At 67.0% G+C, this 23,600-nt stretch carries 22 protein-coding genes; 14 read left to right on the top strand and 8 right to left on the bottom strand.

Annotated elements, in window-relative coordinates; genetic code table 11:
• Nucleotides 1-60: 60 nt before the first annotated feature.
• A complete protein-coding gene (locus tag AC5P6S_RS06320) occupies nt 61-726 on the bottom strand; it encodes a TraX family protein (RefSeq protein ID WP_005409805.1) in 666 nt (221 codons plus the stop codon).
• 113 nt (nt 727-839) lie between these two features.
• Between AC5P6S_RS06320 and pip the strand changes: the two genes are divergently transcribed.
• The 7 genes from pip to AC5P6S_RS06285 all read left to right on the top strand — a co-directional run bounded on the left by pip (nt 840) and on the right by AC5P6S_RS06285 (nt 8,616).
• Nucleotides 840-1,787, top strand: a complete 948-nt coding sequence (gene pip / locus AC5P6S_RS06315) for a prolyl aminopeptidase (protein WP_495204527.1) — start codon at nt 840-842, stop codon at nt 1,785-1,787.
• A 424-nt stretch (nt 1,788-2,211) separates the two neighbouring features.
• On the top strand, nt 2,212-2,511 hold the full coding sequence (locus AC5P6S_RS06310) for a hypothetical protein (RefSeq protein WP_005409807.1): 300 nt from the start codon (nt 2,212-2,214) through the stop codon (nt 2,509-2,511).
• 63 nt (nt 2,512-2,574) lie between these two features.
• Nucleotides 2,575-5,334 (top strand): magnesium-translocating P-type ATPase, encoded by a 2,760-nt coding sequence (gene mgtA / locus AC5P6S_RS06305; RefSeq protein ID WP_495204526.1) that lies wholly within the window; start codon nt 2,575-2,577, stop codon nt 5,332-5,334.
• Nucleotides 5,335-5,365: 31 nt separating this feature from the next.
• Entirely contained in the window at nt 5,366-6,103 is a 738-nt protein-coding gene (locus tag AC5P6S_RS06300) for an MgtC/SapB family protein (RefSeq protein ID WP_012480380.1), read from the top strand.
• Nucleotides 6,104-6,414: 311 nt separating this feature from the next.
• Nucleotides 6,415-7,470, top strand: coding sequence for a sensor histidine kinase (locus tag AC5P6S_RS06295; RefSeq protein WP_100438718.1), 1,056 nt, complete (start codon nt 6,415-6,417; stop codon nt 7,468-7,470).
• The gene (locus AC5P6S_RS06290) at nt 7,463-8,104 is read left to right on the top strand and encodes a response regulator transcription factor (RefSeq protein WP_495204525.1); all 642 of its coding nucleotides are present in this window, start codon (nt 7,463-7,465) and stop codon (nt 8,102-8,104) included. The genes AC5P6S_RS06295 and AC5P6S_RS06290 overlap by 8 nt, the downstream gene beginning before the upstream one ends.
• A complete protein-coding gene (locus AC5P6S_RS06285; protein ID WP_012480383.1) occupies nt 8,101-8,616 on the top strand; it encodes a DUF1697 domain-containing protein in 516 nt (171 codons plus the stop codon). The genes AC5P6S_RS06290 and AC5P6S_RS06285 overlap by 4 nt, the downstream gene beginning before the upstream one ends.
• Here the strand turns inward: AC5P6S_RS06285 and AC5P6S_RS06280 are convergent.
• From AC5P6S_RS06280 to AC5P6S_RS06265, 4 genes are all read right to left on the bottom strand, one after another.
• Nucleotides 8,613-9,005, bottom strand: coding sequence for a DUF3224 domain-containing protein (locus tag AC5P6S_RS06280; protein ID WP_005409813.1), 393 nt, complete (start codon nt 9,003-9,005; stop codon nt 8,613-8,615). The two genes, AC5P6S_RS06285 and AC5P6S_RS06280, sit on opposite strands and share 4 nt — an antisense overlap.
• A gap of 33 nt (nt 9,006-9,038) precedes the next feature.
• Nucleotides 9,039-9,473 (bottom strand): EamA family transporter, encoded by a 435-nt coding sequence (locus AC5P6S_RS06275; protein ID WP_012480385.1) that lies wholly within the window; start codon nt 9,471-9,473, stop codon nt 9,039-9,041.
• A gap of 87 nt (nt 9,474-9,560) precedes the next feature.
• Nucleotides 9,561-10,733, bottom strand: coding sequence for a low temperature requirement protein A (locus tag AC5P6S_RS06270; RefSeq protein ID WP_005409815.1), 1,173 nt, complete (start codon nt 10,731-10,733; stop codon nt 9,561-9,563).
• A gap of 9 nt (nt 10,734-10,742) precedes the next feature.
• Entirely contained in the window at nt 10,743-11,009 is a 267-nt protein-coding gene (locus AC5P6S_RS06265) for a hypothetical protein (protein WP_005409816.1), read from the bottom strand.
• A 204-nt stretch (nt 11,010-11,213) separates the two neighbouring features.
• Here AC5P6S_RS06265 and AC5P6S_RS06260 point away from each other — a divergent pair, with 204 nt between their 5' ends.
• The 4 genes from AC5P6S_RS06260 (at nt 11,214) to blaL1 (ending at nt 16,055) form a co-directional block, all read left to right on the top strand.
• Nucleotides 11,214-11,738 carry an RNA polymerase sigma factor gene (locus AC5P6S_RS06260; RefSeq protein WP_012480387.1) on the top strand — a complete coding sequence of 175 codons (525 nt, stop codon included), beginning with the start codon at nt 11,214-11,216 and terminating at the stop codon, nt 11,736-11,738.
• Nucleotides 11,735-12,586 (top strand): FecR family protein, encoded by an 852-nt coding sequence (locus AC5P6S_RS06255; RefSeq protein WP_049395957.1) that lies wholly within the window; start codon nt 11,735-11,737, stop codon nt 12,584-12,586. Before AC5P6S_RS06260 ends, AC5P6S_RS06255 begins: the two co-directional genes overlap by 4 nt.
• Before the next feature lie 71 nt (nt 12,587-12,657).
• Complete coding sequence (locus AC5P6S_RS06250) at nt 12,658-15,087, top strand: TonB-dependent receptor (RefSeq protein ID WP_049417713.1); 2,430 nt, start codon at nt 12,658-12,660, stop codon at nt 15,085-15,087.
• Nucleotides 15,088-15,182: 95 nt separating this feature from the next.
• Nucleotides 15,183-16,055 (top strand): L1 family subclass B3 metallo-beta-lactamase, encoded by an 873-nt coding sequence (gene blaL1 / locus AC5P6S_RS06245; protein ID WP_043033597.1) that lies wholly within the window; start codon nt 15,183-15,185, stop codon nt 16,053-16,055.
• 122 nt (nt 16,056-16,177) lie between these two features.
• Here the strand turns inward: blaL1 and AC5P6S_RS06240 are convergent, their stop codons facing one another.
• Nucleotides 16,178-16,714: a DUF411 domain-containing protein gene (locus AC5P6S_RS06240; protein WP_080334748.1), complete on the bottom strand. Its 537-nt coding sequence runs from the start codon at nt 16,712-16,714 to the stop codon at nt 16,178-16,180.
• 652 nt (nt 16,715-17,366) lie between these two features.
• Between AC5P6S_RS06240 and AC5P6S_RS06235 the strand changes: the two genes are divergently transcribed.
• Nucleotides 17,367-18,368, top strand: coding sequence for a DUF4034 domain-containing protein (locus AC5P6S_RS06235; RefSeq protein WP_227859986.1), 1,002 nt, complete (start codon nt 17,367-17,369; stop codon nt 18,366-18,368).
• An 18-nt stretch (nt 18,369-18,386) separates the two neighbouring features.
• Here the strand turns inward: AC5P6S_RS06235 and AC5P6S_RS06230 are convergent, their stop codons facing one another.
• The gene (locus tag AC5P6S_RS06230) at nt 18,387-20,669 is read right to left on the bottom strand and encodes an FdhF/YdeP family oxidoreductase (RefSeq protein WP_483723652.1); all 2,283 of its coding nucleotides are present in this window, start codon (nt 20,667-20,669) and stop codon (nt 18,387-18,389) included.
• A 244-nt stretch (nt 20,670-20,913) separates the two neighbouring features.
• On the opposite strand from AC5P6S_RS06230, the gene fdhD reads away from it, so the two are divergent.
• On the top strand, nt 20,914-21,753 hold the full coding sequence (gene fdhD / locus AC5P6S_RS06225) for a formate dehydrogenase accessory sulfurtransferase FdhD (protein WP_099530389.1): 840 nt from the start codon (nt 20,914-20,916) through the stop codon (nt 21,751-21,753).
• Between the two features lie 172 nt (nt 21,754-21,925).
• On the opposite strand, the gene AC5P6S_RS06220 is transcribed toward fdhD, so the two are convergent.
• A complete protein-coding gene (locus AC5P6S_RS06220) occupies nt 21,926-22,462 on the bottom strand; it encodes a carboxymuconolactone decarboxylase family protein (protein ID WP_088429952.1) in 537 nt (178 codons plus the stop codon).
• A 106-nt stretch (nt 22,463-22,568) separates the two neighbouring features.
• Between AC5P6S_RS06220 and AC5P6S_RS06215 the strand changes: the two genes are divergently transcribed.
• The gene (locus AC5P6S_RS06215; protein WP_138969964.1) at nt 22,569-23,465 is read left to right on the top strand and encodes an AraC family transcriptional regulator; all 897 of its coding nucleotides are present in this window, start codon (nt 22,569-22,571) and stop codon (nt 23,463-23,465) included.
• The last annotated feature ends 135 nt before the right edge of the window (nt 23,466-23,600 follow it).

Genomic DNA, 23,600 nt, shown 5'->3' with positions numbered 1-23,600 from the left:
CAAACGCATCCACGCCTGGCGTGGATCTACCGACACAAGGCACGACCACGCACGCACTGATCACGAAAGCACGCGCGCCACCACCGCCAGCACCGCCAGATGCCCCACGTAGTACCCATAGAACACCCAGCGCCAGCGCGGCAGTCGCCACGGCACCCGCGTCGCCAGCACGACCACCGGAACAGCCAGCAGTGCCCAGCCGTTGTGGTTGACCCCGCACACCGCTGCAAGCCCAACCAGCAACAGCCACCACGCCCGATGCCGGAACGCGATCCAGGCCAGCAGCACAGCGCCAACACCGGCCCACTGGTAGTCCACGAACATCGGCAGCACGCCGGCAGCCAGCAACAGCAGCACAGGCCGATTGTTCGCAAACGCATGCACGGCCACCACTGCCAAGGTGAAGGTGAGCAGGATGTTGAGCGGCAGCCAGGAACCGAACGCCAGTGCGTGCAATGGCTGCGCAATCAGCCCCCATAGCGCCAGCCGGCGGATCGATTTGCGCAGGTCGGCGCCCGGCTGGGCCAGGTTGCAGGCCATCACCAGCGCGAACAGCGGGAAGGCGATACGCCCCAGTTCGCTGACCACCGGCACGTAGCCCCCGAAGACCACCTTGGCCACGTGGTCGCCGGTCATGGCCAGCAGCGCGATCCACTTCAGCAGCTCGCGCGCGCCGCTGCCGAGGGTGAGGTTGAACGTGGACGTCCCGGTCGTGGTCGCTTGCATCGCGGAAGCTTATGCGCATCGGCCAGCGCATTTCCAGCGCCGCGCAGGAGGCCACCGCTGCAAGCCGCAGGTGGCGGCGCTATGCTGGCCACCCTGCTTGTGAGATGCCCGCCATGCGCACCCTGTACCCCGCCATCGAACCCTACCGCGAGTTCACCCTGAAGGTGAGCGATCTGCACACGCTACATGTAGAAGAGTGCGGCACGCCCGAGGGCATTCCGGTGGTGTACCTGCACGGCGGCCCGGGCGCCGGTATCTCGCCGACCCATCGCCGCTTCTTCGACCCGACGCGCTACCGCATCGTGTTGATCGACCAGCGCGGCAGCGGCCGTTCCACGCCGTTCGGCGAGCTGCGCGACAACACTACGCAGGACCTGGTGGCCGATATCGAGAAGGTGCGTGAGCATCTGGGCATCGAACGCTGGCTGGTCTATGGCGGCTCCTGGGGTTCGACCCTGTCACTGGCCTACGCGCAGGCGCATCCCGAGCGCGCCACCGGCCTGATCGTGCGTGGCGTGTTCCTCGGCCGCGAAATGGAGAACCGCTGGTTCGCCGAGGCCGATGGGGGTGCGCGCTGGATCTTCCCGGAGCGCTGGGACCGCTATCAGGCCTATATTCCGCACGCCGAACGTGGCGACATGATTGCGACCTACTGGACGCGCATGGATGGCCCGGATGAGGCAACCCGCGTCGAAGCCGCGCAGGCCTGGCTGGGCTGGGAAGACAACGCCGCCACCCTGCAGCACGACGTGGATGCGCAATCCACCGATGATCCGCTGGATACGCTGGCCAAGGCCCGCATCGAAGCGCACTACTTCCGCAACGGCATCTTCCTGGAACCGGACCAGCTGCTGCGCAACATTGATCGCATCCGCCACCTGCCCGGCGTGATCGTGCAGGGACGCTACGACATCATCTGTCCGCCGCGCAGCGCGTGGGACCTGGCCAAGGCGTGGCCGGAAGCGCGCCTGGAGATGGTGACCTCCGGCCACAGCGCCAACGAGCCGGCCACGGTCGATGCGCTCGTGCGCGCGACAGATGCCTTTGCCGACCGCTTCTGAACAGGTGGGTAGTGCCGGCCGCTGGCCGGCATCCCACCGTGCGAGGTAGTAGCGTCGACTGTGAGTCGACTGCAGTTGGCGACACTGCTTCGAGGCCCGCGCTGCGCGCGATAGTCGATTCACAGTCGACTCTACGGGGCCGGGTATCAGGTGCCAGTCACACCACCCGGCAATACCAAGGTATAGCCCAGCTAACCCACGAGCCTCTAGGCCAGCCCCATTCAGGGGCGGACAATAGCGCCATTGGCCAGGGCAATCCTGGCCGGCACCCTCCCCTCCTGGAGACGCAGATGGACCCCGACCCTGCCGGGCGCACCGCGCCCCCGATGCCCGCAATCCGCCTGTTCCTGGCGCCTGCCCGCCGGTCCCTGCCTGCCTGAGTGACGGGGGACCGCCAGGCGCCGCTTGCCTGGAGATCGCCCCCATGTCCTACAAGATCCTCTACATCACCCTGCGCCGCCTGATCGGCGAGCGCGATGTTGCCGGCCTGCGCAGCCAACTGTTGCAACACGGCCCCGTGATGTTCGCCCGTTCGCTGTCGCTCGGTTCGCCGCGCGTGGTGGCCGATGCGCTGTCGCTGCTGCCGATCAGCGAGCGCATCACCGTGCTGCGTCATCTGCCCTACCCCCTGCGCGATGCCATGAAGCCGCTGTGCATCGGCGGCAGCCAGCGCCTGCACATGCAGCCGTGGTCGCCGGCGGTGCTGGCGATGCGCCACGCCTGACCTGTTCCAACCGTTCCGTTCGTGTTCCGGCCGCGGCCGGCTCTGACATTCGAGGAGAGTCCCATGAGCCTGCTCAACGCCTGGTTCAATGCCTTCCTGCGCAGCCGTCGCGCAGGCAACCTGTTCCGCCGCCGTGCGATGCCCGAAGCTGGATTCGGCCCGGGCAGCGCCGAAGCTGCGCCGTTCGCGCTTACCACCGGCCTGGTCACCCTCGCCCAGCAGGAGGAAGCCGAGCTGCTGGCCACGCTGGAATCGCACGCCGACGGCCTCAGCCCGCATGAGGCCGAGGAACGGCTGGCCACGCTTGGCCCCAACGAGGTGGATCACGAAAAGCCGCTGCCGTGGTGGCGGCACCTGTGGCAGTGCTACCGCAATCCGTTCAATCTGCTGCTGACCGTGCTGGCGGCGGTGTCCTGGCTGACCGAGGACATCAAGGCCACCGTGGTGATCGGTGCGATGGTGCTGCTGTCCACGCTGATCCGCTTCGTGCAGGAGGGGCGTTCGAACCGTGCCGCCGAACGACTGAAGGCACTGGTCGGTAATACCGCACGCGTGCTGCGCCGCAATCCGGGTACCGAAGCCGCCGATGTGGCTGACCAGTACTTCGGTGCGCACCTGCACAGCCGCCGTCCGGCGCGCCTGCTGGACCTGCCGATCCGTGAGCTGGTGCCCGGCGACCACATCGTGCTGTCGGCAGGCGACATGATTCCGGCCGATTGCCGCGTGCTGACCGCCAAGGACCTGTTCGTCGCCCAGGCCGCGATGACCGGCGAATCGCTGCCGGTAGAGAAGTTCGCGCACCCGGGCGACGGCCTGGCCGGCCTGCTGGAACAGCACAACCTGCTGTTCATGGGCACCAATGTGGTGTCCGGAACGGCCACCGCCGTGGTGCTGGCCACCGGCAACCGCACCTACTTCGGCACGTTGGCCCAGCGCAGCGCCGCCACCGACCGTGCGCCGACCGCATTCCAGGCCGGCGTCAACAGTGTCAGCTGGCTGCTGATCCGCTTCGCGCTGGTGATGGTGCCGTTCGTGCTGCTGATCAACGGCTGGACCAAGGGTGACTGGACCGAGGCGTTTCTGTTCGCGCTGTCGGTGGCGGTGGGCCTGACGCCGGAGATGCTGCCGATGATCGTCACCTCCACCCTGGCCAAGGGTGCGGTGCTGCTGTCGCGGCGCAAGGTGATCGTCAAGCGCCTGGATGCGATCCAGAACTTCGGCGCCATGGAAGTGCTGTGCACCGACAAGACCGGCACCCTCACCCAGGACAGGATCGCACTGGAGCGTCACACCGATGTGTTCGGCCACGATTCGGAAGACGTGCTGAAGTTCGCTTACCTCAACAGCCACTTCCAGACCGGGCTGATCAACCTCCTGGATCGCGCGGTGCTGGAGCACGTGGAGCTGCAGAGTTCGCTGCGGCTGTCGCAGGACTACCACAAGGTGGATGAGATCCCGTTCGATTTCGAGCGCCGCCGCATGTCGGTGGTGGTGTCCGAGCGCGAGGACCACCATGAGCTGATCTGCAAGGGCGCGGTGGAAGAGATGCTGGCGGTGTGCAGCACCGTTCGCGAGAACGGCCAGGACATGCCACTGGACGAGCACCGCCTGGCCCGCGTGCGGCAGACCACCGAGGAACTGAACGAGCAGGGCCTGCGCGTGGTGGCGGTGGCGATGAAGGAGACCGCGGCCAGTCAGAGCGCCTACTCGCAAGCGGACGAGTGCGGGCTGACCCTGGTCGGCTACGTGGCCTTCCTGGACCCGCCGAAGGAGTCCGCTGCGCAGGCGCTGCAGGCGCTGACCGCACACGGTGTCGAGGTCAAGGTCTTCACTGGCGACAACGAACTGGTGACCGCCCGTGTCTGCGCACAGGTGGGGCTGGACGCGGACACCATCCTGACCGGCCCGCAGATCGAGCGCATGGACGACGGCGCGCTGTCGCGGGCGCTGCACCACCATCGCGTGTTTGCCCGGCTGACGCCGCTGCACAAGGAGCGGCTGGTACGCGAGCTGCGCGCGCAGGGCAAGGTGGTCGGCTTCCTCGGCGACGGCATCAACGATGCACCGGCGCTGCGCGCAGCCGACATCGGCATCAGCGTGGACAGCGCGGTGGACATCGCCAAGGAGGCGGCCGACATCATCCTGCTGGAAAAGAACCTGATGGTGCTGGAAGAAGGCGTCATCCAGGGCCGGCGCACGTTCAACAACATGCTGAAATACATCCGCATGACCGCCAGTTCCAACTTCGGCAATGTGTTCTCGGTGCTGGTGGCCTCGGCCTTCCTGCCGTTCCTGCCGATGCTGCCGCTGCAGCTGCTGGTGCAGAATCTGCTGTACGACATCTCGCAGATCGCCATCCCGTTCGACAACGTGGACGAGGAGCTGGTGCGCAAGCCACTGAAGTGGAACCCGGCGGACATCGGCCGCTTCATGGTGTTCTTCGGGCCGATCAGCTCGATCTTCGACCTGAGCTGCTTCGCGCTGATGTGGTACGTGTTCGACGCGCGCACCGCTGCCGACCAGAGCCTGTTCCAGTCCGGCTGGTTCGTGGTCGGGCTGCTGACCCAGACCCTGATCGTGCACATGATCCGTACCCCGAAGGTGCCGTTCCTGCAGAGCATCGCCGCACCACCGCTGCTGCTGATGACCGGCCTGATCATGGCGATCGGTGTGTTCCTGCCGCTGAGCCCGCTGGCCGGCTACTTCAGGCTGCAGGCGCTGCCCACCGGCTACTGGCCGTTCCTGGTCGCGATCCTGGTCGGTTACGCGGTGCTGACCACTGCGCTGAAGCGGTTCTACATCCGCCGCTACGGCTGGCAGTAAGCGCCCGCCGCTTTGTCCAGGGAGAAACACAATGGACATCAATCCGAACCTGCCGGCGTTCAACGCCGGCGCCACGCTCAGCTCGCTGATCAGCCTGTCGGTGGCGTTCTTGCTGGGCACGGTCATTGGCCTGGAGCGGCAGCTGCGCCAACGCACCGCCGGTCTGCGTACCAACACGCTGGTGGCGGTGGGTGCGGCGGTGTTCGTCGATCTGGCCGTGCGCTTCCATGATCTGTATGGCGGACCACCCTCGCCGCTGCATGTGGTTGCGTATGTGATCTCCGGCGTTGGCTTCCTCGGTGCCGGCGCGATCATGAAGGACGGCGCGCAGGTGTCCGGCCTGAACACCGCCGCCACCCTGTGGGGATCGGCGGCGGTGGGTGCCTGTGCCGGTATCAAGCTGCTGCCGGAGGCGGTGTTGGCAGCGGTGTTCGTGCTGGCCGCCAATACCCTGCTGCGGCCGGTGGTGAACCGCATCCAACGGCAGCCGTTGCCGGAAGCGTTCAGCGAGGCGATCTATGCGATCAACGTGGTCTGCCAGCGCGAGCAGCAGGCCGAGGTGCTGGACCAGCTGTTGCTGCTGCTTGAGCAGGCGCACTACCCGGTGCGCGCGGTGGACCAGCGCCCGTTCGGCGAGCGCGACGTGGAGATCGAAGCGGTGCTGTATGCCACCACGGTGGATGCCGGTGAGCTGGATGCGGTACTGGCGACGCTGGCGACCACGCCCGGCGTGCTGCAGGGGTTCTGGAACGCCAGCCTGGAGGAGTAGTGCCGGCCGCTGGCCGGCAACCCCATGATCCCCGGACGCACCGTGCATCGCTTTGGTGGGTGCCGACCGTTGGTCGGCACAGAACCTTCAGAGACCGTGTCCATCCCTGCGGTAGTCCGGCCGCTGGCCGGCAACCTCGTGATCTCCGAAGCACCGTACAGTTGCCGGCCAGCGGCCGGCACTACCAGGCATCGCTCTGGTTTGTGCCGACCAACGGTCGGCACCCACCGCACGAGAGCACGCCGGCACAGGTCGGCATCCACCAATGCCGGCTTTGCTATCCTTTCCGCCCACGCCCGGGAGCTTCCCCGATGCCATCGCTGTCGCCCCGCCGCCCGCTGGTGCTGCTGGCCCTGATCGTCGTGATGGCGGCGATCTTCCTGATCGACACCGTCACCGATTACGCCGTCGCTGCGGCCTGCTTCTACGCAGCGGTCATCCTCGCGGCGTCGCGCGTGCTGAGCGCGCGCGGGCTGATCACCCTGGCCATCGCCTGCATCGCGCTGACCGCCCTCAGCTTCTTCCTGACCCGCTTCGGCACCTACCGCATCGGCCTGGTCAACTCGGTGATCGGCATGCTGGTGATCGGCATCACCACCTATCTCGCCCTGAACATGGAAGCGGCCAAGGCCGCCGTGCAGGAAGCGCAGGGCCGCCTGCTCAGGGTGGCACGCGCCTCCACCGTAGGCGAGCTCACCACCTCCATCGCCCATGAAGTCAACCAGCCACTGGCCGCCATCGCCAGCAGCGCCGAAGCCTGCCAGCGCTGGCTGGCACAGGACCCTCCGAACGTGGACAAGGCCCGGCAGACCGTGGCCCGCATCCTGGCCGACGCGCACCGCGCCGGTGACGTGATCGCCCGCATCCGCGGCCTGACCCAGGGCGCGGCACCGGAACGACGCGCCTTCGACCTGAATCAGGCGGTGGAGGAAATGCTGGCGCTGTCGCGCAGCGAGCTGGACCAGCACGGCGTGGCGGTGGCGCTGCTGCTGGACGCCGACCTGCCGCCGGTACACGCCGACCGCGTGCAGGTGCAGCAGGTGATCGGCAACCTGATCCTCAATGCGGTGGACGCGATGGAGCCAGTCCCTGCTGCGGACCGGCGACTGTCGCTGCTGACCCGGCGTGACGGTCAGCGGGTCAGTCTCAGCGTGCGCGACCGTGGTGTCGGCCTGCCCGCCGATCATCCCGAGCGAGTATTCGATGCATTCTGGACCACCAAATCACATGGGCTCGGCCTGGGCCTCAGCCTGAGCCGTTCGATGATCGAAGCCAATGACGGCCAGATCCGCGCCGAACGACCGGCAGGCGGCGGTGCCTGCTTCGTGTTCGACCTGCCCATCGCCTCGGACGTTCAACATGCGTAAGCCCGCTGCCCCTGCCATCGATCCAGCACCCATCGTCTACGTGATCGACGACGACCCGTCGGTGCGCGCCGCACTGGAAGACCTGCTGGCCTCGATGGGCCTGCAGGTGCGGGCCTTCGCCTCCACCCAGGCCTTCCTCGAACACGACCTGGAAGACGCGCCAGCGTGCCTGGTGCTGGACGTGCGCATGCCCGGCCAGAGTGGGCTGGAGTTCCATCGCACGATGGGCAGCCTCGGCCTGCAGCTGCCGGTGGTATTCATCACCGGCCACGGCGACATCGCGATGGGCGTCAACGCGATCAAGGACGGTGCCATCGAGTTCCTGACCAAGCCCTTCCGTGACCAGGAGCTGCTCGATGCCATCCACAAGGGCATCGAGATCGACCGCCAGCGCCGCCGCGACGGCGAGGCACTCGGCGCGCTGCAACTGCGCTGGGACACCCTCAACGCCGGCGAGCGCGAGGTGGTCGATGGCGTGGTACGCGGCCGGCTCAACAAGCAGATCGCCGGCGACCTCGGGGTGAGCGAGATCACGGTGAAGGTGCGCCGCGCGCAGGTGATGCGCAAGATGGGCGCGCGCACCCTGGTTGACCTGGTACGCATGTATGACCGCCTGCAGGCGGGGACGCCATGAACGTCCACGTCGCCTTGCTGCGCGCGGTCAACGTCGGCGGCACCGGCAAGCTGCCGATGCGCGAACTGGTGGCGATGTGTGAGGACGCAGGCTTCGCCGATGTCCGCACGTACATCGCCAGCGGCAACGTGGTGTTGCGCAGCTCGCTCGACGAAACAGGCGTGCGCCAGGCCCTCGGCCAGCGGCTCCAGGCCTATGCCGGCAAGCCGGTGGGCGTGCTGGTGCGCTCGGCCAACGAGATTGCCGGCGTGGTGGCACGCAATCCGTTTGCGCAGGCGGCCGGCAACCGTGTGGTCGCCCTGTTCCTCGACGGCAGCCTGCCCGCCGACCCGCTGGACGGCGTGACCGGCCGGCGCGACGAACAGCTCGCACTCGGCACGCGCGAGATCTTCATCCACTACGGCGCCGGCATGGCCGACTCGCGCCTGCGCATTCCCGGCGCGGCACAGGGCACGGCGCGCAACCTCAACACCGTCGCCCGGCTCGCGACGATGGCAGCGGAACTCCGCTAGGGTTCTTCCGGAAGGCTGTAGAGCAACCGGTAGTCATGGCGGCCCTCGCTGATGGTGATCTCCAGCGTGCCGGCCAGGCCGAGCAGCCCGTCGCTGCCGGAATCGGGTACCACCACCACGCTCAGCTGCGGCGTGCCACGGGTCATCAAGCCGTTGTGCTGCAGGGTGAACCCACCGTGGCGCCCGGCCAGCGTGGCCGTCACCCGCTCCATCGCCACGTAGCCGGCCGAGCCCTGCACCGGGCTGCGGAAGGCCAGCATCTGGCCGACACTGCTGCCCTGCAGGTCACCATGGAAGACCTTGTCGATCGACATCACCCCGATCGGGCCGTCGTTGCCACTGATCGGCAGCAGGTTCACTTCAAAGGTACCGCGCGCTTCGCCCTGCATCCTGCTCTCCCTCGTCGATGGGTTTGAACGCTGCTACTTCTTCGTCGCCAGTACGATCACCCCGGCCAGCACCAGGCCGATGCCGCTCCATTCCCGCAGGGTCGGACGTTCACCCAGCAACAGATAGGCGAGCACGATCACCAGCCCCACGCTGAATTTGTCGACCACTGCCACCTTGGCCAGCTCACCACTCTGCAGCGCGCGGAAGTAGAACAGCCACGACGCACCCGTGGCCAGCGCCGACAGCACCAGGAACAGCTGCGTGCGCCCGGGCAGCAGCAACGGATTGGACCACTTGCCGGTGACCACCACCAGCGGCAGGATCACCGCCGCCACCACCAGGGTGCGGATGGCCATGGCCAGATCCGAGTCGACGCCCTTGACGCCCACCTTGGCGAACAGCGCGGTCAGCGCGGCGAAACAGGCTGACAGGCCGGCCCAGACCAGCCACTGCGGAACGTTCTGCATGCTGCGCCACTCCCGGTTCCCAGAGCACCCACTGCCCACGCTACTCCCATTGCCCGCCCGCGCAAGCACGGCAGCGACGCGTGCGGATCACGCCCGCTTCAGGCGACGCTTCAACCGCGTATCCATCAACCCCACGGCCAGCAGCACCGCACTGGTCAACCAGCCAGCGGCCAGCAGATGGGTGTGCGGCAAGACCACGCCCAACACGACCAGCGCCACGGCACCGATCAGATGCGAATACGGGGCGCGCCCGTACACAATGCGCTTGTACAAGGCGCTGCCCAGCAGATAGATCAACGGCCCCGCTACCAGCACCGTGGCGTAGACCGGGGTCACCGCCGCTTCCGGGTGATCCATCACCAGGTCGTTGCCCACCGCGGTGGCGATGATGCCGGCGATCAGCAGCGCATGCACGTAGTGGAAATTGGCGCCCATCCGCCCGGGGTCCTCGGAATGGGTGATCGCCGCGGTGGCGTCGCGGCTGGAGATGCCGAAATACAGCCACCACATGGCGATGGTGCCGGCGAAGGTGGCGAGCACCGCAGACACCACCGCAGCACTCCACTGCTCGACCTCGCTGAGCACGCCACCGGTAGCCAGCAGCGTCTCGCCGAGTGCGACGATGACGAACAGCTGGCAACGCTCGGCCAAGTGCCCGCCTTCGATGGTCCACTCGCGGGTGTGCGACCGGCCCAGGCCCGGAAACGCGAAACCGAACATCGGCGAGATGTATTCGCAGGCCACCGCCACCGCCCACAACGCCAGACGCAGATTGCCCTCGGCGGCGGCGCCCGCCAGCCAGAAGCAGGCCGACACGCTCACCCACGCCAGCATGCGTCGGAAATTGGGCGCCAACGGATGGCTGCGACCGACCTCCAGCAGCACGAACGCCGTGCGCCCGACCTGCATGGTGGCGTACGCCCCCGCGAAGACCCAGGCGCGTTCAGCGAAGGCCTCGGGAATGGACGAGGACATCAACAGCGCCAGCAACATGGTGACGAACAGCAGGCTGCGGATGCGTGGCGCCTCGGGATCGAACCAGTTGCTGACCCAGCAGGCGTACTGCCAGCCCAGCCAGACCGCGAACCACAGCACCAGCGTCTGCATCACCCCGATCAGGTCCAGGTGATGCAGCAGATGGTGGCTGAGCTGGGTAACCGCAAAGACGTAGACCAGATCAAAGAACAGCTCTTCGTAGGTCACGCGGGCGTGGTGGCCATCGCGCTGGCGCAGGGCAGGCGGTCTCAGTCGTGTGCTCATGGCCGTCCTTCAGCGCGCCAGTCGCCAGTACAGCAGTCCAGCCAGCAGGGCCGGCACCGCGAACACCAGCAGCAGGATCGGCAGTTCTTCCCGCACGGCGTAGTCCGCCTTGCTCACGCCCACCCACATGTTGGCCAGCGTCACCAGCAGCCAGGTGGCGATGAACGCGAGCAGGGCCGTGGGCAACTGTGACTGGCCTACGCTCCACAGCCGCCCGAAGAGCAGGAATACCCCCAACAACAACACCCCACCCACCATCACCAGAAGCACGTGCATGGTCCATCTCCTTGAGCCTGCTTGCAGGCTAGCCGCGGCCGATTCTGCGCTCCAGACGATGATCGTGGTTTCACTTTCCAGTTCCGACGAACAATCCCCGACCCGCGCCCCACATGACAAACGCGAACGGTTCCCATTAGTATTGCGTCATCGCGCAGGGATGCCCTCCCCCGCGCGCGCCCCTTGCCCTTGCTTCCGGTCCGGATGTCCCAGCTGCCTTCCCTACCCCCTCCCGCGCTGCCGCTGGTGTCCTCGCTGGTGCGCCATTACGAGGAACTGGTGGAGTACCTGCGCCGCCGTTTCCGCTCGCCGGGTTTGGCTCGTGAGGTGGTGCACGATGTCTGCGTGCGCCTGCTGGAACGCCCGGCCGCCTACGATGCACGGCAACCCATCGCGCTGCTGCGGCGGATCGCGCACGATACGGCGGTGGATCGCTGCCGCGCCGAGGATCTGCGCCGGCACTGGGTGGAGGCGCGTGCCGAGCTGCCCGATGACGCCTGCCCGCGCCCCGGGCCTGAGCAGCAGGCGCAGGGACAACAGGCACTGCAACGATTGGGCGCCACCATCGAACGCATGCCCTGCCGCCGCCAGCAGGTCTTCATCCTGCACAAGATCCACGAACTGCCACAGGCTGAGGTTGCCCGCCGCATGGGTATCGGCCAGAAGGCGGTGGAGCGCCACCTGCGCCTGGCCATGGTCGATTGCCAACGGTCGGCTGGCCTGCGATGAGCCCACAACCGCCGCCGTCCACACCGCAACCGCCGGTCCAACCCGCAACCACCGACCAGGTGCTGGACCAGCATCGCGATGCCCTGAAGGAACGCTTCCCCATGCCCAGCGCGGATGCGCTGCAGCGTCGTCGCGGTGGACGTGCGGCGAAGATCGTCCTGCCGCTGCTGCTGATCACGGCCACGGGCGTGTTCATTGCCGACCCGGCATGGCAGGTGCACGACTATCGGAGCGCGGTGGGCGAACGCCGCGGCATCCGCCTGCCCGATGGCAGCCATCTGCTGCTCGACGCCGGTACCCATCTGCAGGTTCGCAGGCACATCCGCTCGCGGCAGGTGGTGCTGGTGCAGGGCCAGGCCCGTTTCCAGGTGCGGCACTCGACCTGGCGCCCGTTCGAGGTCGAGGCCGGGGCGGTGCATGTGCGCAACTACGGCACGGTGTTCGACGTTGACCGGCAGGGTAGCCTCAGCGAGGTAACCCTGTGGCGCGGCGAGGTGGGCGTGCGTGTGGACGGCGGGGGCGCCGAGCAGCGCCTGAAGCCGGGGCAGCGTGTGCTGGCCCAGCCAGGATCGTTGTCTCCGCCGGAAGCGGTGGACCCGGATCGAGCCGACTGGACCCGTGGGCGGTTGCAGTTCGACCGCATGCCGTTGGCCGAGGTGCTGCGCATCCTGCAGCGCTATCACGACCGTCCCATCGTGCTGGACGACCCGGTACTGGGGCCGCTGCAGGTGTCAGGCGTCTTCGATGCCGACCGCGCCGAAACCGTACTCGCGCTGCTGCCCGAGATCCTGCCGGTACAGGTGCACACCGCTTCCGATGGCAGCCTGCATCTGCGCGCCCGCGATTGAATGCCACACCGAGGGTGGGTTGCGCGTCGTCCCATCCGGCAAGTGCTTGAACCCTTCCGAAGGACCCCCGCATGACCCGCCCTGTTCCGCCTGCCGCCCTGCGCCGGCTGGCCCCTACCCTGCTCGCTGCCTGCCTCTGTGCGGCCCTGCCCGCCACGGCGCAGACCGCTGCATCCGCGCCCGTCGAGCTGCACCTGCCGGCCGGCCCGTTGCAGGCCTCGCTCACTGCGTTGGCGCGGCAGAGTGGCATCCAGCTGTTGTTCGCCGCCGACAGCGTGAGCGGCCGCAGCGCCCCGGCTGTTGATGGCCGCTACACCCCGCGTGAGGCCCTGCAGCGGCTGCTGGCAGGCCAAGGCCTGGCGATGCAGGAACGTTCGCCAGGGGTGTTCGTGGTGAGTGCCGCGCCAGCGCCGGCGAAGCCGCGCATCCCGGCCCGGGCCGCATCATCGGCGCCGTCATCCGCCTCGACGACGTCGCTGGCCCGCGTCACGGTCTCGGCCTCGACCGCGCGCATGCCGCAGGGCGAGACCGCCATGCCCAATACCATCACGGTGCTGACCCGCGAGGACATCGCCCAGCAGCTGGCATTGGGCTCGGATGTGTCGCGGGTGCTGTCGTCGCAGATCCCGGCGTTTGCCCCGGCGCGCGAGAAGATGTCCAACTACGGCGAAACCATGCGCGGCCGCGGCATCCTGTACATGGTCGACGGCGTGCCGCAGTCCACGCCGCTGCGCGATGGCTCGCGTGATTCGCACACCATCGACCCGGCGATGATCGAACGCATCGAGGTCATCCACGGTGCCAACGCGCTGCAGGGCATCGGCGGTACCGGCGGCATCGTCAACATCATCACCCGCAGTGCGCCCAGTGAGCCGGGTGCGTTCCTGCTCGACACCAATGTCAGCTACAGCGCTGCCCTGCCCAGCCGCCACGACGACAATGGCCAGCGCGGCTCGGCCCTGGTGGGCGTGCGCGGCGAGCAGTTCGACCTGGTCGCCGGCCTGGCCTATGAGAAGCAGGGCCTGTACCACGACGGCGAGGGCCGATCGATCGGCACCAACGCGCAGGGCGAGCTGATGGACTCGACCTCATCGAACGTATTCGCCAAGCTGGGCTGGAACATTGCCGACGGCCACCGCCTGCAGGTCATGGCCAACCGCTATGAACTGCGCGGGCTGGACAACTACCTGGCCATCAACGGTGACTACCGGACCGGTCGCCCGACCATTTCGGTTCCCGGCGATACGCCGCTCGATCCGCCGATGAACCGCTCGCGTTCGCTGACGGTGGACTACAGCGCCGCCGACCTGCTCGGCGGCCGTTTCCAGGCGCAGGCCTTCGCGGTCGATTTCGAAGGCCGCTACGGTGCCAGCCAATGGGATCCTTGGGGCAACACCGGCGCCAATGCCGCCTGGGACCAGACCCAGAACGAATCGGACAAGCGCGGCTTCAAGCTGACCCAGAGCTGGAGCCGCATCGCCGACACCACGCTGGACGTGACCCTGGGCCTGGACGGCCTGCGCGACCGCACCCACCAGGTGCTGCTGGCCAGTGGCATGAACTGGGTGCCGCAGACCACCTACCAGAGCCTGTCACCGCTGCTGCAGCTGCACTGGTGGCCGACCGATCACCTGATGCTGTCCGGCGGCCTGCGTTACGAAAAGGGCGAGCTGGAAGTGGGTGACTACACCACCCTGCCCCGCTACGGCGCACGCAAGGTGGCCGGCGGCAAGCCGACCATGAGCGAGACCCTGCCCAACTTCGGCGCGGTCTGGTACATCAACGATCGCCTCAACGCCTACGCCTCGTATTCGGAAGGCTACACCGTGGCCGACGTCGGCCGCGTGCTGCGCGCGATCAACCGCGACGGACAACGCGTGGACAGCCTCGTCGACCTGTCACCGGTGGTGTCGGACAACCGCGAGATCGGCCTGGAGTACGACGATGGCCGCTTCAGCGGTGACATTGCCTACTACACCTCCGAATCCAAGCTGGGCTCGGTGCTGATCTACGATCCGGGCATCGATGCCTATGCGGTGCAGCGCCAGGCCACCCGCGTGGAAGGCTTTGAAAGCAACCTTCGCCTGCGGTTGGGCAATAGCCGCCTCGGACTGGGCTATGCACGCGCCAACGGCCGCTACGACGCCGACGTTGACGGTCGCCTCGACAGCGACCTGGCTGGTGTGAACATCGCGCCGAACCGGCTGACTGCGTTCTGGGAACAGAGCTGGACGCCGCAGCTGAGCACCCGCCTGCAGGCCAGTCACGCCTTCGACCGCGACTTCGACCTGCGTGGCGCGCAGGTGGCCGAGTTCAAGGGTTACACCACCGTGGATCTGGTCGCGCGCTATACGCTGGACAAGCATGCCTTCACGCTGGGCGTGCAGAACCTGGCGGACAGGCAGTACATCAGCTACTACTCGCAGACCACGCCGTCGAACCCGAGCTATTTCTCCGGCCGCGGCCGGGTGCTGACGCTGGGATGGCAGTACCGGTACTGATCCATGGCGTCCTTATGGGAGCCATGAAATCTATGCGAGACGCGATGAAGGAGGCCCATGCTAGTTTCTGGGCCTCCTTCAAGCGGACGTGGATCATGCGTTTTACCCTGCTCGCCTTCGCCCTGGCCGTCGCTCTTCCGGCCGTCCACGCCAGCGCCGCCGAGGCACCGCTGCCACAACTGCGGGCCTATACCGTGGATGCGTCCTGGCTGCAGCCGATGGCGCCGCTGCAGGTTGCCGACCACACCTGGCAGATCGGCACCGAGGACCTGACCGCGCTGCTGGTGCAGACCGCCGAGGGCGCAGTACTGCTGGATGGCGGCATGCCACAGATGGCCGGTCACCTGCTGGACAACATGAAGCTGCGCGGCGTGGCCCCGCAGGACCTGCGATTGATCCTGCTCAGCCATGCGCATGCCGACCACGCCGGCCCGGTCGCCGAGCTCAAGCGTCGCACCGGCGCGCATGTGGCGGCCAATGCAGAAACGGCGGTGCTGCTGGCGCGCGGCGGCAGCAACGACCTGCACTTTGGCGACGGCATCACCTATCCGCCGGCCAGCGCCGACCGCATCATCATGGATGGCGAAGTGGTCACGGTGGGCGGCATCGCATTCACCGCGCACTTCATGCCGGGGCACACCCCGGGCAGCACCGCCTGGACTTGGACCGACACCCGCGATGGGAAGCCGGTGCGCATCGCCTACGCCGACAGCCTGAGTGCACCGGGTTACCAGCTGAAGGGCAATCCCCGTTATCCGCGCTTGATCGAGGACTACAAGCGCAGCTTCGCAACGGTACGGGCGCTGCCCTGCGATCTGCTGCTCACCCCGCATCCGGGCGCCAGCAACTGGAACTATGCCGCCGGCAGCAAGGCCAGCGCCGAGGCACTGACCTGCAACGCCTACGCGGATGCGGCCGAGAAGAAGTTCGACGCGCAGTTGGCCAGGGAAACGGCCGGGACCCGCTGATTCCGAAGCGTCGAGCTTGCTCGACGGAGCCGCAGAGCAGTCGAGCACGGCTCGACTCTGCAAAGAGCAAGTCGGCCGCGAGGAAAGGTGCCGGTCAGACCGACCGGCACCACCACTGGCTGTCAGCCACCTTGCCGGTGCTGGGCAAACGGTTCGGTGATGCCATCGTTGCGCACCAGCTCGACGGTGTACGGCTGCACGTAGCCGTCCGGCATTTCCATGCCCGGCGAACCGGCCGGCATCCCGGGCAGCACCAGCCCGCGCGCGGCCGGGCGTTCGGCCAGCAGGCGCTTGATGTCCTCGGCCGGGATGTGACCCTCGACCACGTAACCGCCGATCTCGGCGGTATGGCAGGACGCCTTGCCGACCGGCACACCCAGGCGGACCTTGATCGGGTTCATGTCGTCGGCGTCGCGCACATCGACCTGGAAGCCGGCGGCCTTCAGGTGGTCGACCCAGATGCCGCAGCAACCGCAGCTGGCGGTCTTGTGCACGATGGCGACCGGCAAGGCTGGATCGATCTTGGACGGGCTGGCCTGGGCCGGTGCCGGTGCTTCGCTGGCGACCGGTGCCGCGGAGGATTCTTCGGCGGCACGAGCGCAGGCGGTCGTGGCCAGCACGGTGCCCAGCAGCAGGCCGAGGGAGAGAGTACGGTTCATTGAGTGATTCCTTTGCAGAGGCGGGCAACGTAGCCCGCCGCCCGCGCATCGAAGGCGCGGGCAGAGTCGAGAAAAAGTCGAGCAGCCATGGCAGGCGCTTGAGCGCCTGCAGGAAATCACACGATGGGGGGACGCAACGGGTCCGGCATCGGCGGCGATGCGCGTTGCTGGGAACGGGCGGCTACAGGCGCCTCGCGCCACGGCGAGGCTAGCGTTCCGCTCAACGTGGCCAGCATGCCAAGACAGGCCGGCGGGCATTCACACTCACCGCTCTGGCAGGCCGCCGGGGCCGTATCATCGCAGCAGCCGGCTGCCGCCATCGCGGCCGCGTGCGGTGCAGCGCAGTGATCCTGATTGGCCGATCCGCCGTACGAAGACGAGGCAAGCGCCAGCGCCGGTGCATTCAGCACCAGGGCGACAAGCAGCATCCAACGCAGCAGCAGGCCAGGCAGGTTCACCCGCCGATGATAGCCGATGCAGGCGCCCTCAGTGGGCTGGCAACGACCCTGACAGCTTGACAACCACGCGGTCGACTTGCGCGACGCCCCTTGCTATGGCGAGATGGCAATCGTGCCACCCTGCATTGCCACGCCCCTGCCCCTGTCCCCGACACGGAGTTTCCCTCATGAATGGATTCATGCGAACACTGCTTGTGGTGCTGCTGTTGTCGTGCGCGACCATCACCCACGCCGAAGAACCAAGCGAAGATGAAGCAAGCGAACGCGCTGAAGTCTCCCGGCAGGCACAGCAACTGCTGGAGAAGCAGGATTTCGCCAGACTGGAGCAACTCGCCAGTCGTTACCGGGATACGGATCGCTACTTCAGCAGTGGTGTCTGGAAGCTTTCGGCGTACTACGTAGGCATCGGCTATGCCTTCAGCATGAGCAACCGTGACCCGGCCTACTGGCAGGGTCGCGAGAAGCTCGTGCAGGCGTGGATCTCGCGCTACCCCAGGTCGCCGTCGGCGCGCCTGGCCATGGCTGAGATGCTCAGCCGCCAAGGCTGGAGCATCCGCGGCCCCGGCTATGCAAATACGGTGAAGGAAGAGGACTGGGCACCGTTCAAGGCGCTGCAGCAGCAGGCCGTTGACTACCTGCTGAAATACAAGGACATCGCCAGCACGGACCCGTACTGGTACGAGTCGATGGAACACCGGGCGATCGAACAGAGTTGGGATGCAGACCGCTTCTTCGCATTGCATGACGAAGGCATCGCGCGCTATCCGGGCTACTTCCCGCTCTACTTTGCTGCCGTGCGCTATTTCGCTCCGAAGTGGGGCGGCGATCCGGCTGGCCTGGAAGCCTATGCTCGCAGGGTCATGGCCGCGGCCCCACCGCAGGACCAATACATGCTGTACGCCCGCATCTACTGGGTCGCCTCGCAGCGGGAGTACGAGGACCGTTTGTTCACCGATTCGAAAGTGAACTGGCCGACCATGAAACGCGGCTTCGAAGACGTGCTGTCACGTTATCCCTCGCCATGGAACCTGCAATCATTCGCGTACTTCGCCTGCCAGGCCAATGATCCCGTCAAGGCCCGTGAACTGCTGGCGCAGATCCAGGAACCGATCGTTGGCGCTTGGCGGGATACGGCCAACTATTTCCGTTGCTCCTTTGCTCTGGATGAACCCAACCCACATGCCGAAGGCCCATAGGACTGGATTCATCCACTGCTAGGCGACCGCCGCCATCGCCCGCATCCGCACCGGGATCGACTTGGCCGCCGGCGTGCCGCTGAGGCGGTCGTAGTAGTCCAGCGGCAACAACGGGTTCAGTTCGGGGTAGTAGCCGGCCAGCGCGCCGCGCGGCATCGGGTAGTCCAGCACGGTCAGGCCCTCGACGCGCCGCTGCACGCCATCAGCGCTGATCGTCTCCAGGCTGACCCGCGCTTCCTTGTCCAGCCCGCGCGCCAGCCGGTCCTCGATGTTCATGAACAGCACCATGCGATCGTTGTACACGCCGCGGTAGCGGTCGTTGTAGCTGTAGATGGTGGTGTTGTACTGATCGTGCGAGCGCACCGTGGCCAACCGCAGCATGTCCGGGTCATGTACGGGGTCGTCCACGTCCAGGCCGGGCATTACCAGGATGTTGGCCTTGCCATTCGGCGTGGGCCACACCCGGCGGCGCGGCGGAATGTCCAGATGGAAACCGTGTGGCTGCCGGATGCGCTCGTTGAAGCCGGTGTAGATCTCCGGATACACCGCAGCAATCAGCTCGCGGATGGGTGCGTAGTCGTGCATGCAGCCGGCCCAGTCAACCCTGCTGTCGGGCAGTGTGGCCAGCGCCATGCGGCAGACGATTTCGACCTCGGGCAACACATCGGCGCTGACCGGTTCGAGCACGCCGCGCGAGGCGGTCACATTGGACATCGCGTCTTCGATGGTGACGAACTGCTCGCCGGCCGGCGTGACGATGCGCTCCGAGCGCGCCACCACCGGCAGGATCAGCGCATCGCGGCCATGAACCAGGTGCCCACGGTTGAGCTTGGTGGCGATGCCCACGGTCAGGTCCAGCCCACGCATTGCCTCGTACGCGCGCGGCGTATCGGGCACGGCATGAATGAAGTTGCCACCCAGGCCGATGAACACCCTGGCGCTGCCGTCCAGCATCGCCTCGATGGATTCGACCACATGGTGGCCATGCTCACGCGGCGGGTCGAAGCCGAACACCTGCTGCACGCGGTCGAGATAGGCCGGCTTGGGCTTCTCGTCGATGCCGACGGTGCGGTCGCCCTGCACATTGGAATGGCCCCGGATCGGCCCGATGCCAGCACCGGGCTTGCCGAAGTTGCCACGCAGCAACAGCAGGTTGGCGACCTGCTGCAGCAGGCGCGAGCCGTACTGGTGCTGAGTCAGCCCCATGCCGTAGCAGATCACGGTGGCATTGGAGCGGATGTAGATCTCCGCACAGCGACGGATCTGCGCCTGCGAAATGCCGGAAACCTGCACGATCTGGTCCCAGTCCTGCGCCATCACGTCTTCGCGCAGCGGCTCCAGGCCCACCGTGTGTTCGGCGAGGAAGGCATGGTCGAGCACACGCTCACCCTGCGCCTCGCGCTCGAACATCACCTTCATCATGCCCTTGATCAGGGCCAGGTCGCCGCCGATGCGGATGTGCACGAACTCGCTGGTGATCTCGGTCGAACCGAACGTGGCCATCTGCACCATGTCCTGCGGCTCGGCGAAGCGGATCAGCGCGCGCTCGGGCATCGGGTTGACCGCCACGATCGGAATGCCGCGTTTGCGCGCCTCGACCAGGTTGCTCATCATCCGCGGTGAATTGGTGCCGGTGTTCTGGCCGATCACGAAGATCGCCTCGGCGTGCTCGAAATCCTGCAGCACGATGGTGCCCTTGCCTACCCCAATGGCCGGCGGCAGGCCGCGGCTGGTCGGCTCGTGGCACATGTTCGAGCAGTCCGGAAAATTATTGGTACCGAACTCGCGCACGAAGATCGAATACAGGAACGCCGCTTCGTTGGGCGTGCGTCCGGAGGTATAGAACTCGGCCTGGTGCGGGCTGTCCAGCGCCCGCAGATGGCGGCCGATCAGTGCGAAGGCATCGTCCCAGCTGCACGGCACGTAGTGATCGGTGGCCGCGTCGTAGCGCATCGGCTCGGTCAACCGGCCCTGCATCTCCAGCCAGTAGTCGGTCTGCGCCATCAGCTCGGTAACGGTATGCCGGGCGAACAGCTCACGACCGGCACGGAACTGGGTGGCTTCCCAGGCCAGTGCCTTCGCGCCGTTCTCGCAGAACTCCAGCTTCTTGCGTTCGTCGGCATCGGGGAACGCGCAGCTGGGGCACTTGAAGCCACCGGGCTGGTTCATCGCCAGCAACGCCTTCGACCCCTTGCCGATCACACTCTGCTGCAGCAGCACCTTGGCGGTGGCTCCGGCGGCACCCCAGCCACCGGCGGGCTGGTTGTAGGGCTTGTAACGCGGCGGCTTCTGCTCGGACATGTTCGGGAACCTGACGGGAGGAACGCGGCAACAATGGGCACAACGCGGTCCGGCGGCGCTTTCGAACGCACAGCCAGCCCCACAGTCAAACACGGCCTGCACGGCTTCGCCAGTGGGTGCGCGCTGTTTTCAGCGCAGCGTGCCATGACAACGGTTACACCTGCGTCAGCGCATGGCCACTGCGCTATTCTCGATGGCGTGGGTGGTCCACCACCTGCGTATCTCCCTTGTCCGGACGCGCTGCATGCCTGATTCGACCCCACCGCACACCCCGCCTGCCGGCACGGCCCAGCGCCCGTTGCAGCGCTGGCGCAGCGAGGGGCGACAGCCCCTGGTCGACGTGGTGGCCGAGGAAGTGCCGGTGGCGCTGCGTTACAACGACGCCGCCTTCGCGGTGATGATGGCCACGCCCTGCGACCTGGAGGACTTTGCGCTTGGGTTCTCGCTCAGCGAGGGACTGATTGCTACGCCCTCGCAGCTGCTGTCGATCGACATCCGCCCACAGCTGGAAGGCATCGAACTGCAGATGACCGTGGCCGAGGAGGCACCCGGTGCCGACCTGGACCCCGCCAATGGGCGCCTGCTGCCCGGCCGTGGTGGCTGCGGCCTGTGCGGCACGCGCCAGCTGGAAGAAGTGCTGCGACCGCTGCCGCAGATCCGCGAACGCCGCAGCTATTCCGCCACCGCCCTGCAGCGGGCGGTGGCGACCTTGGCGCAGCACCAGCCGATGAATGCGGCAAGCGGTTCGATCCACGCCGCGGCCTGGGCCGACGCCAGTGGGCGCATCGGTTGGGTACGCGAGGACGTGGGTCGCCACAATGCACTGGACAAGCTGATCGGCGCCCTGCATCACAACGAGCACGCCATCGACGGTGGGTTGCTGGTGATTTCCAGCCGCGCCAGCTACGAAATGGTGAGCAAGGCAGCGCGTGCGGGAGCCAGCGTGCTGGCGGCGGTTTCGGCGCCGACCGCGCTGGCGATCGACCTGGCCCGCAGCGCCGGCCTGTGCCTGGTCGGGTTCGCACGGGAGAGCGGGTTCAATGTGTATACCCATCCCGAGCGGCTGCAGGCAGACGACATTTAGCATCGACTGGGTAGTCGTCGACTGGGTAGAGTCGACTGTCAGTCGACTGCTCTTCGTTCAGCCCCCCGAAAACCCCGCGCTGCGCGCGATAGTCGACTGACAGTCGACTCTACCCGGTCGGCTCCATTCAGACCGGCCCGGGCGACCGCTGCCACCCGGGCCAGGCCAGATCTCAGCGCAGCGCGACCTTCGGGAAGTCCACCGGGACGTCGAATGCTACGTTGACGTAGTTGGTGAACAGGTTGAGCGCGACGTGGGCGAGGATCTCAACGATCTGCTCATCATCGAAGCCAGCCGCACGCAACGCCTGCACATCGCCATCGGCAATCTGCGCTCGTTGCTCGACCACCTTCAGCGCGAAGTCCAGTGCAGCGGCGGTAGCCGGGTCGTTGGACTGGCCGATCTGCGCGGCGGCCATCTGCTCGCCGCTGGCGCCGGCCTTGCGGCCCAGCGCGGTGTGCGCGGCGAGGCAGTACTCGCAGGCATTGCGGTTGGCGATGGCCACGGCGATCTGCTCGCCCAACAGCGGCGACAGGCGACCGCCGCCCAGCGCGCCGAACGCACCCCACATGCTCTGCAGCGCGGCCGGCGAATTGGCCACGGCGCGGAACATGGCCGGGGTGGCGCCGAAGGCGGCGTGGACCTGGCCCAGCAGGGCCTGACGGTCGGCGGTGGTTTTGGCGGCATCGATCAGGGGGACACGGGACATGGTGGATCTCCTTGGGAAAGCGCCCGGAATTGGACGACCCGCTCATCCTAGGTAGACTCCCCGGACGAATCAGGCGCAATAGACCACACATGTTGTCCATTCATCCATGAACGTGTCCGCCGACGCTTCCGCACCCGACCGCCTCTCCTCCCTGTTGGAACGCTTCCGGGTGCAGGCCGCGCTGTTCCACAGTGGTCCGCTGTGCGGACGCCACGTCTTCGAGCCGCAGCCTGGTCGTGCCTTCCTGCACATCCTGCGCCAGGGTGAAATGGAGGTCCGCCATCCCGGGGGCGATATCGCGCTGCCCCGGTTGAAGATCGACACACCCAGCCTGCTGCTGTATCCGCAGCCGCTGCACCATGTGTTCTTCAATGCACCGCTGGATGGCCCGGATTTCATCTGCGCCACGCTGGACTTCGATGGCGGCGCGCGCAATCCGATCGTGCAGTCGCTGCCACCGGTGATGGTGGTGCCGCTGGCGGCGATCGGCGAACTGGATGACACCCTGCACCTGCTGTTCGCCGAGGCCGATCGCCAGCGCTGCGGTTCACGGCTGCTGACCAACCGCCTGTTCGAGGTGGCGCTGATCCAGATCCTGCGCTGGGTGGTGGACCACCCGGATGCGGCGGGCGTCAGCCATGGGCTGATGCGCGGGCTGTCCGATGCGCGGCTGGCCCGTACGCTGGTGGCGATGCACCAGGCGCCGCAAGACGATTGGACGCTGCCGCGCATGGCTGCGACTGCCGGCATGTCACGCAGCGCGTTCGCGGCGGTGTTCAAGGAGGTGATGCAGGCGACGCCGGCCGCTTATCTGCTGGACTGGCGGCTGAGCCTGGCCTGCGCGCAGCTGCGGGCAGGCGTGGCGGTCAAGCAAGTGGCGATCGAGCTGGGGTTTGCCGATACCGCCTCCCTGTCGAAGGCGTTCCGCAAGCGGCTGGGAGCATCGCCGAGGGCGTGGCTGGCCGCGAGCGCCGCGCAGGCTGGGCAGACGCGCGAGGGGTAGAGTCGATTGTCGCGCGAAGCGCGGGGTTTTCGTTGTCTGACCGAAGAGCAGTCGACTGAAAGTCGACTCTACCGAAGCGCATTTTCGCGGCCTGACCGAAGGGCAGCCGACCAGCGGTCGGCTCTACCACGGGTG

It is taken from the genome of Stenotrophomonas sp. YJH_SMC_119 (assembly GCF_059368315.1).
This window is presented reverse-complemented; position numbering and strand designations above follow the sequence as displayed.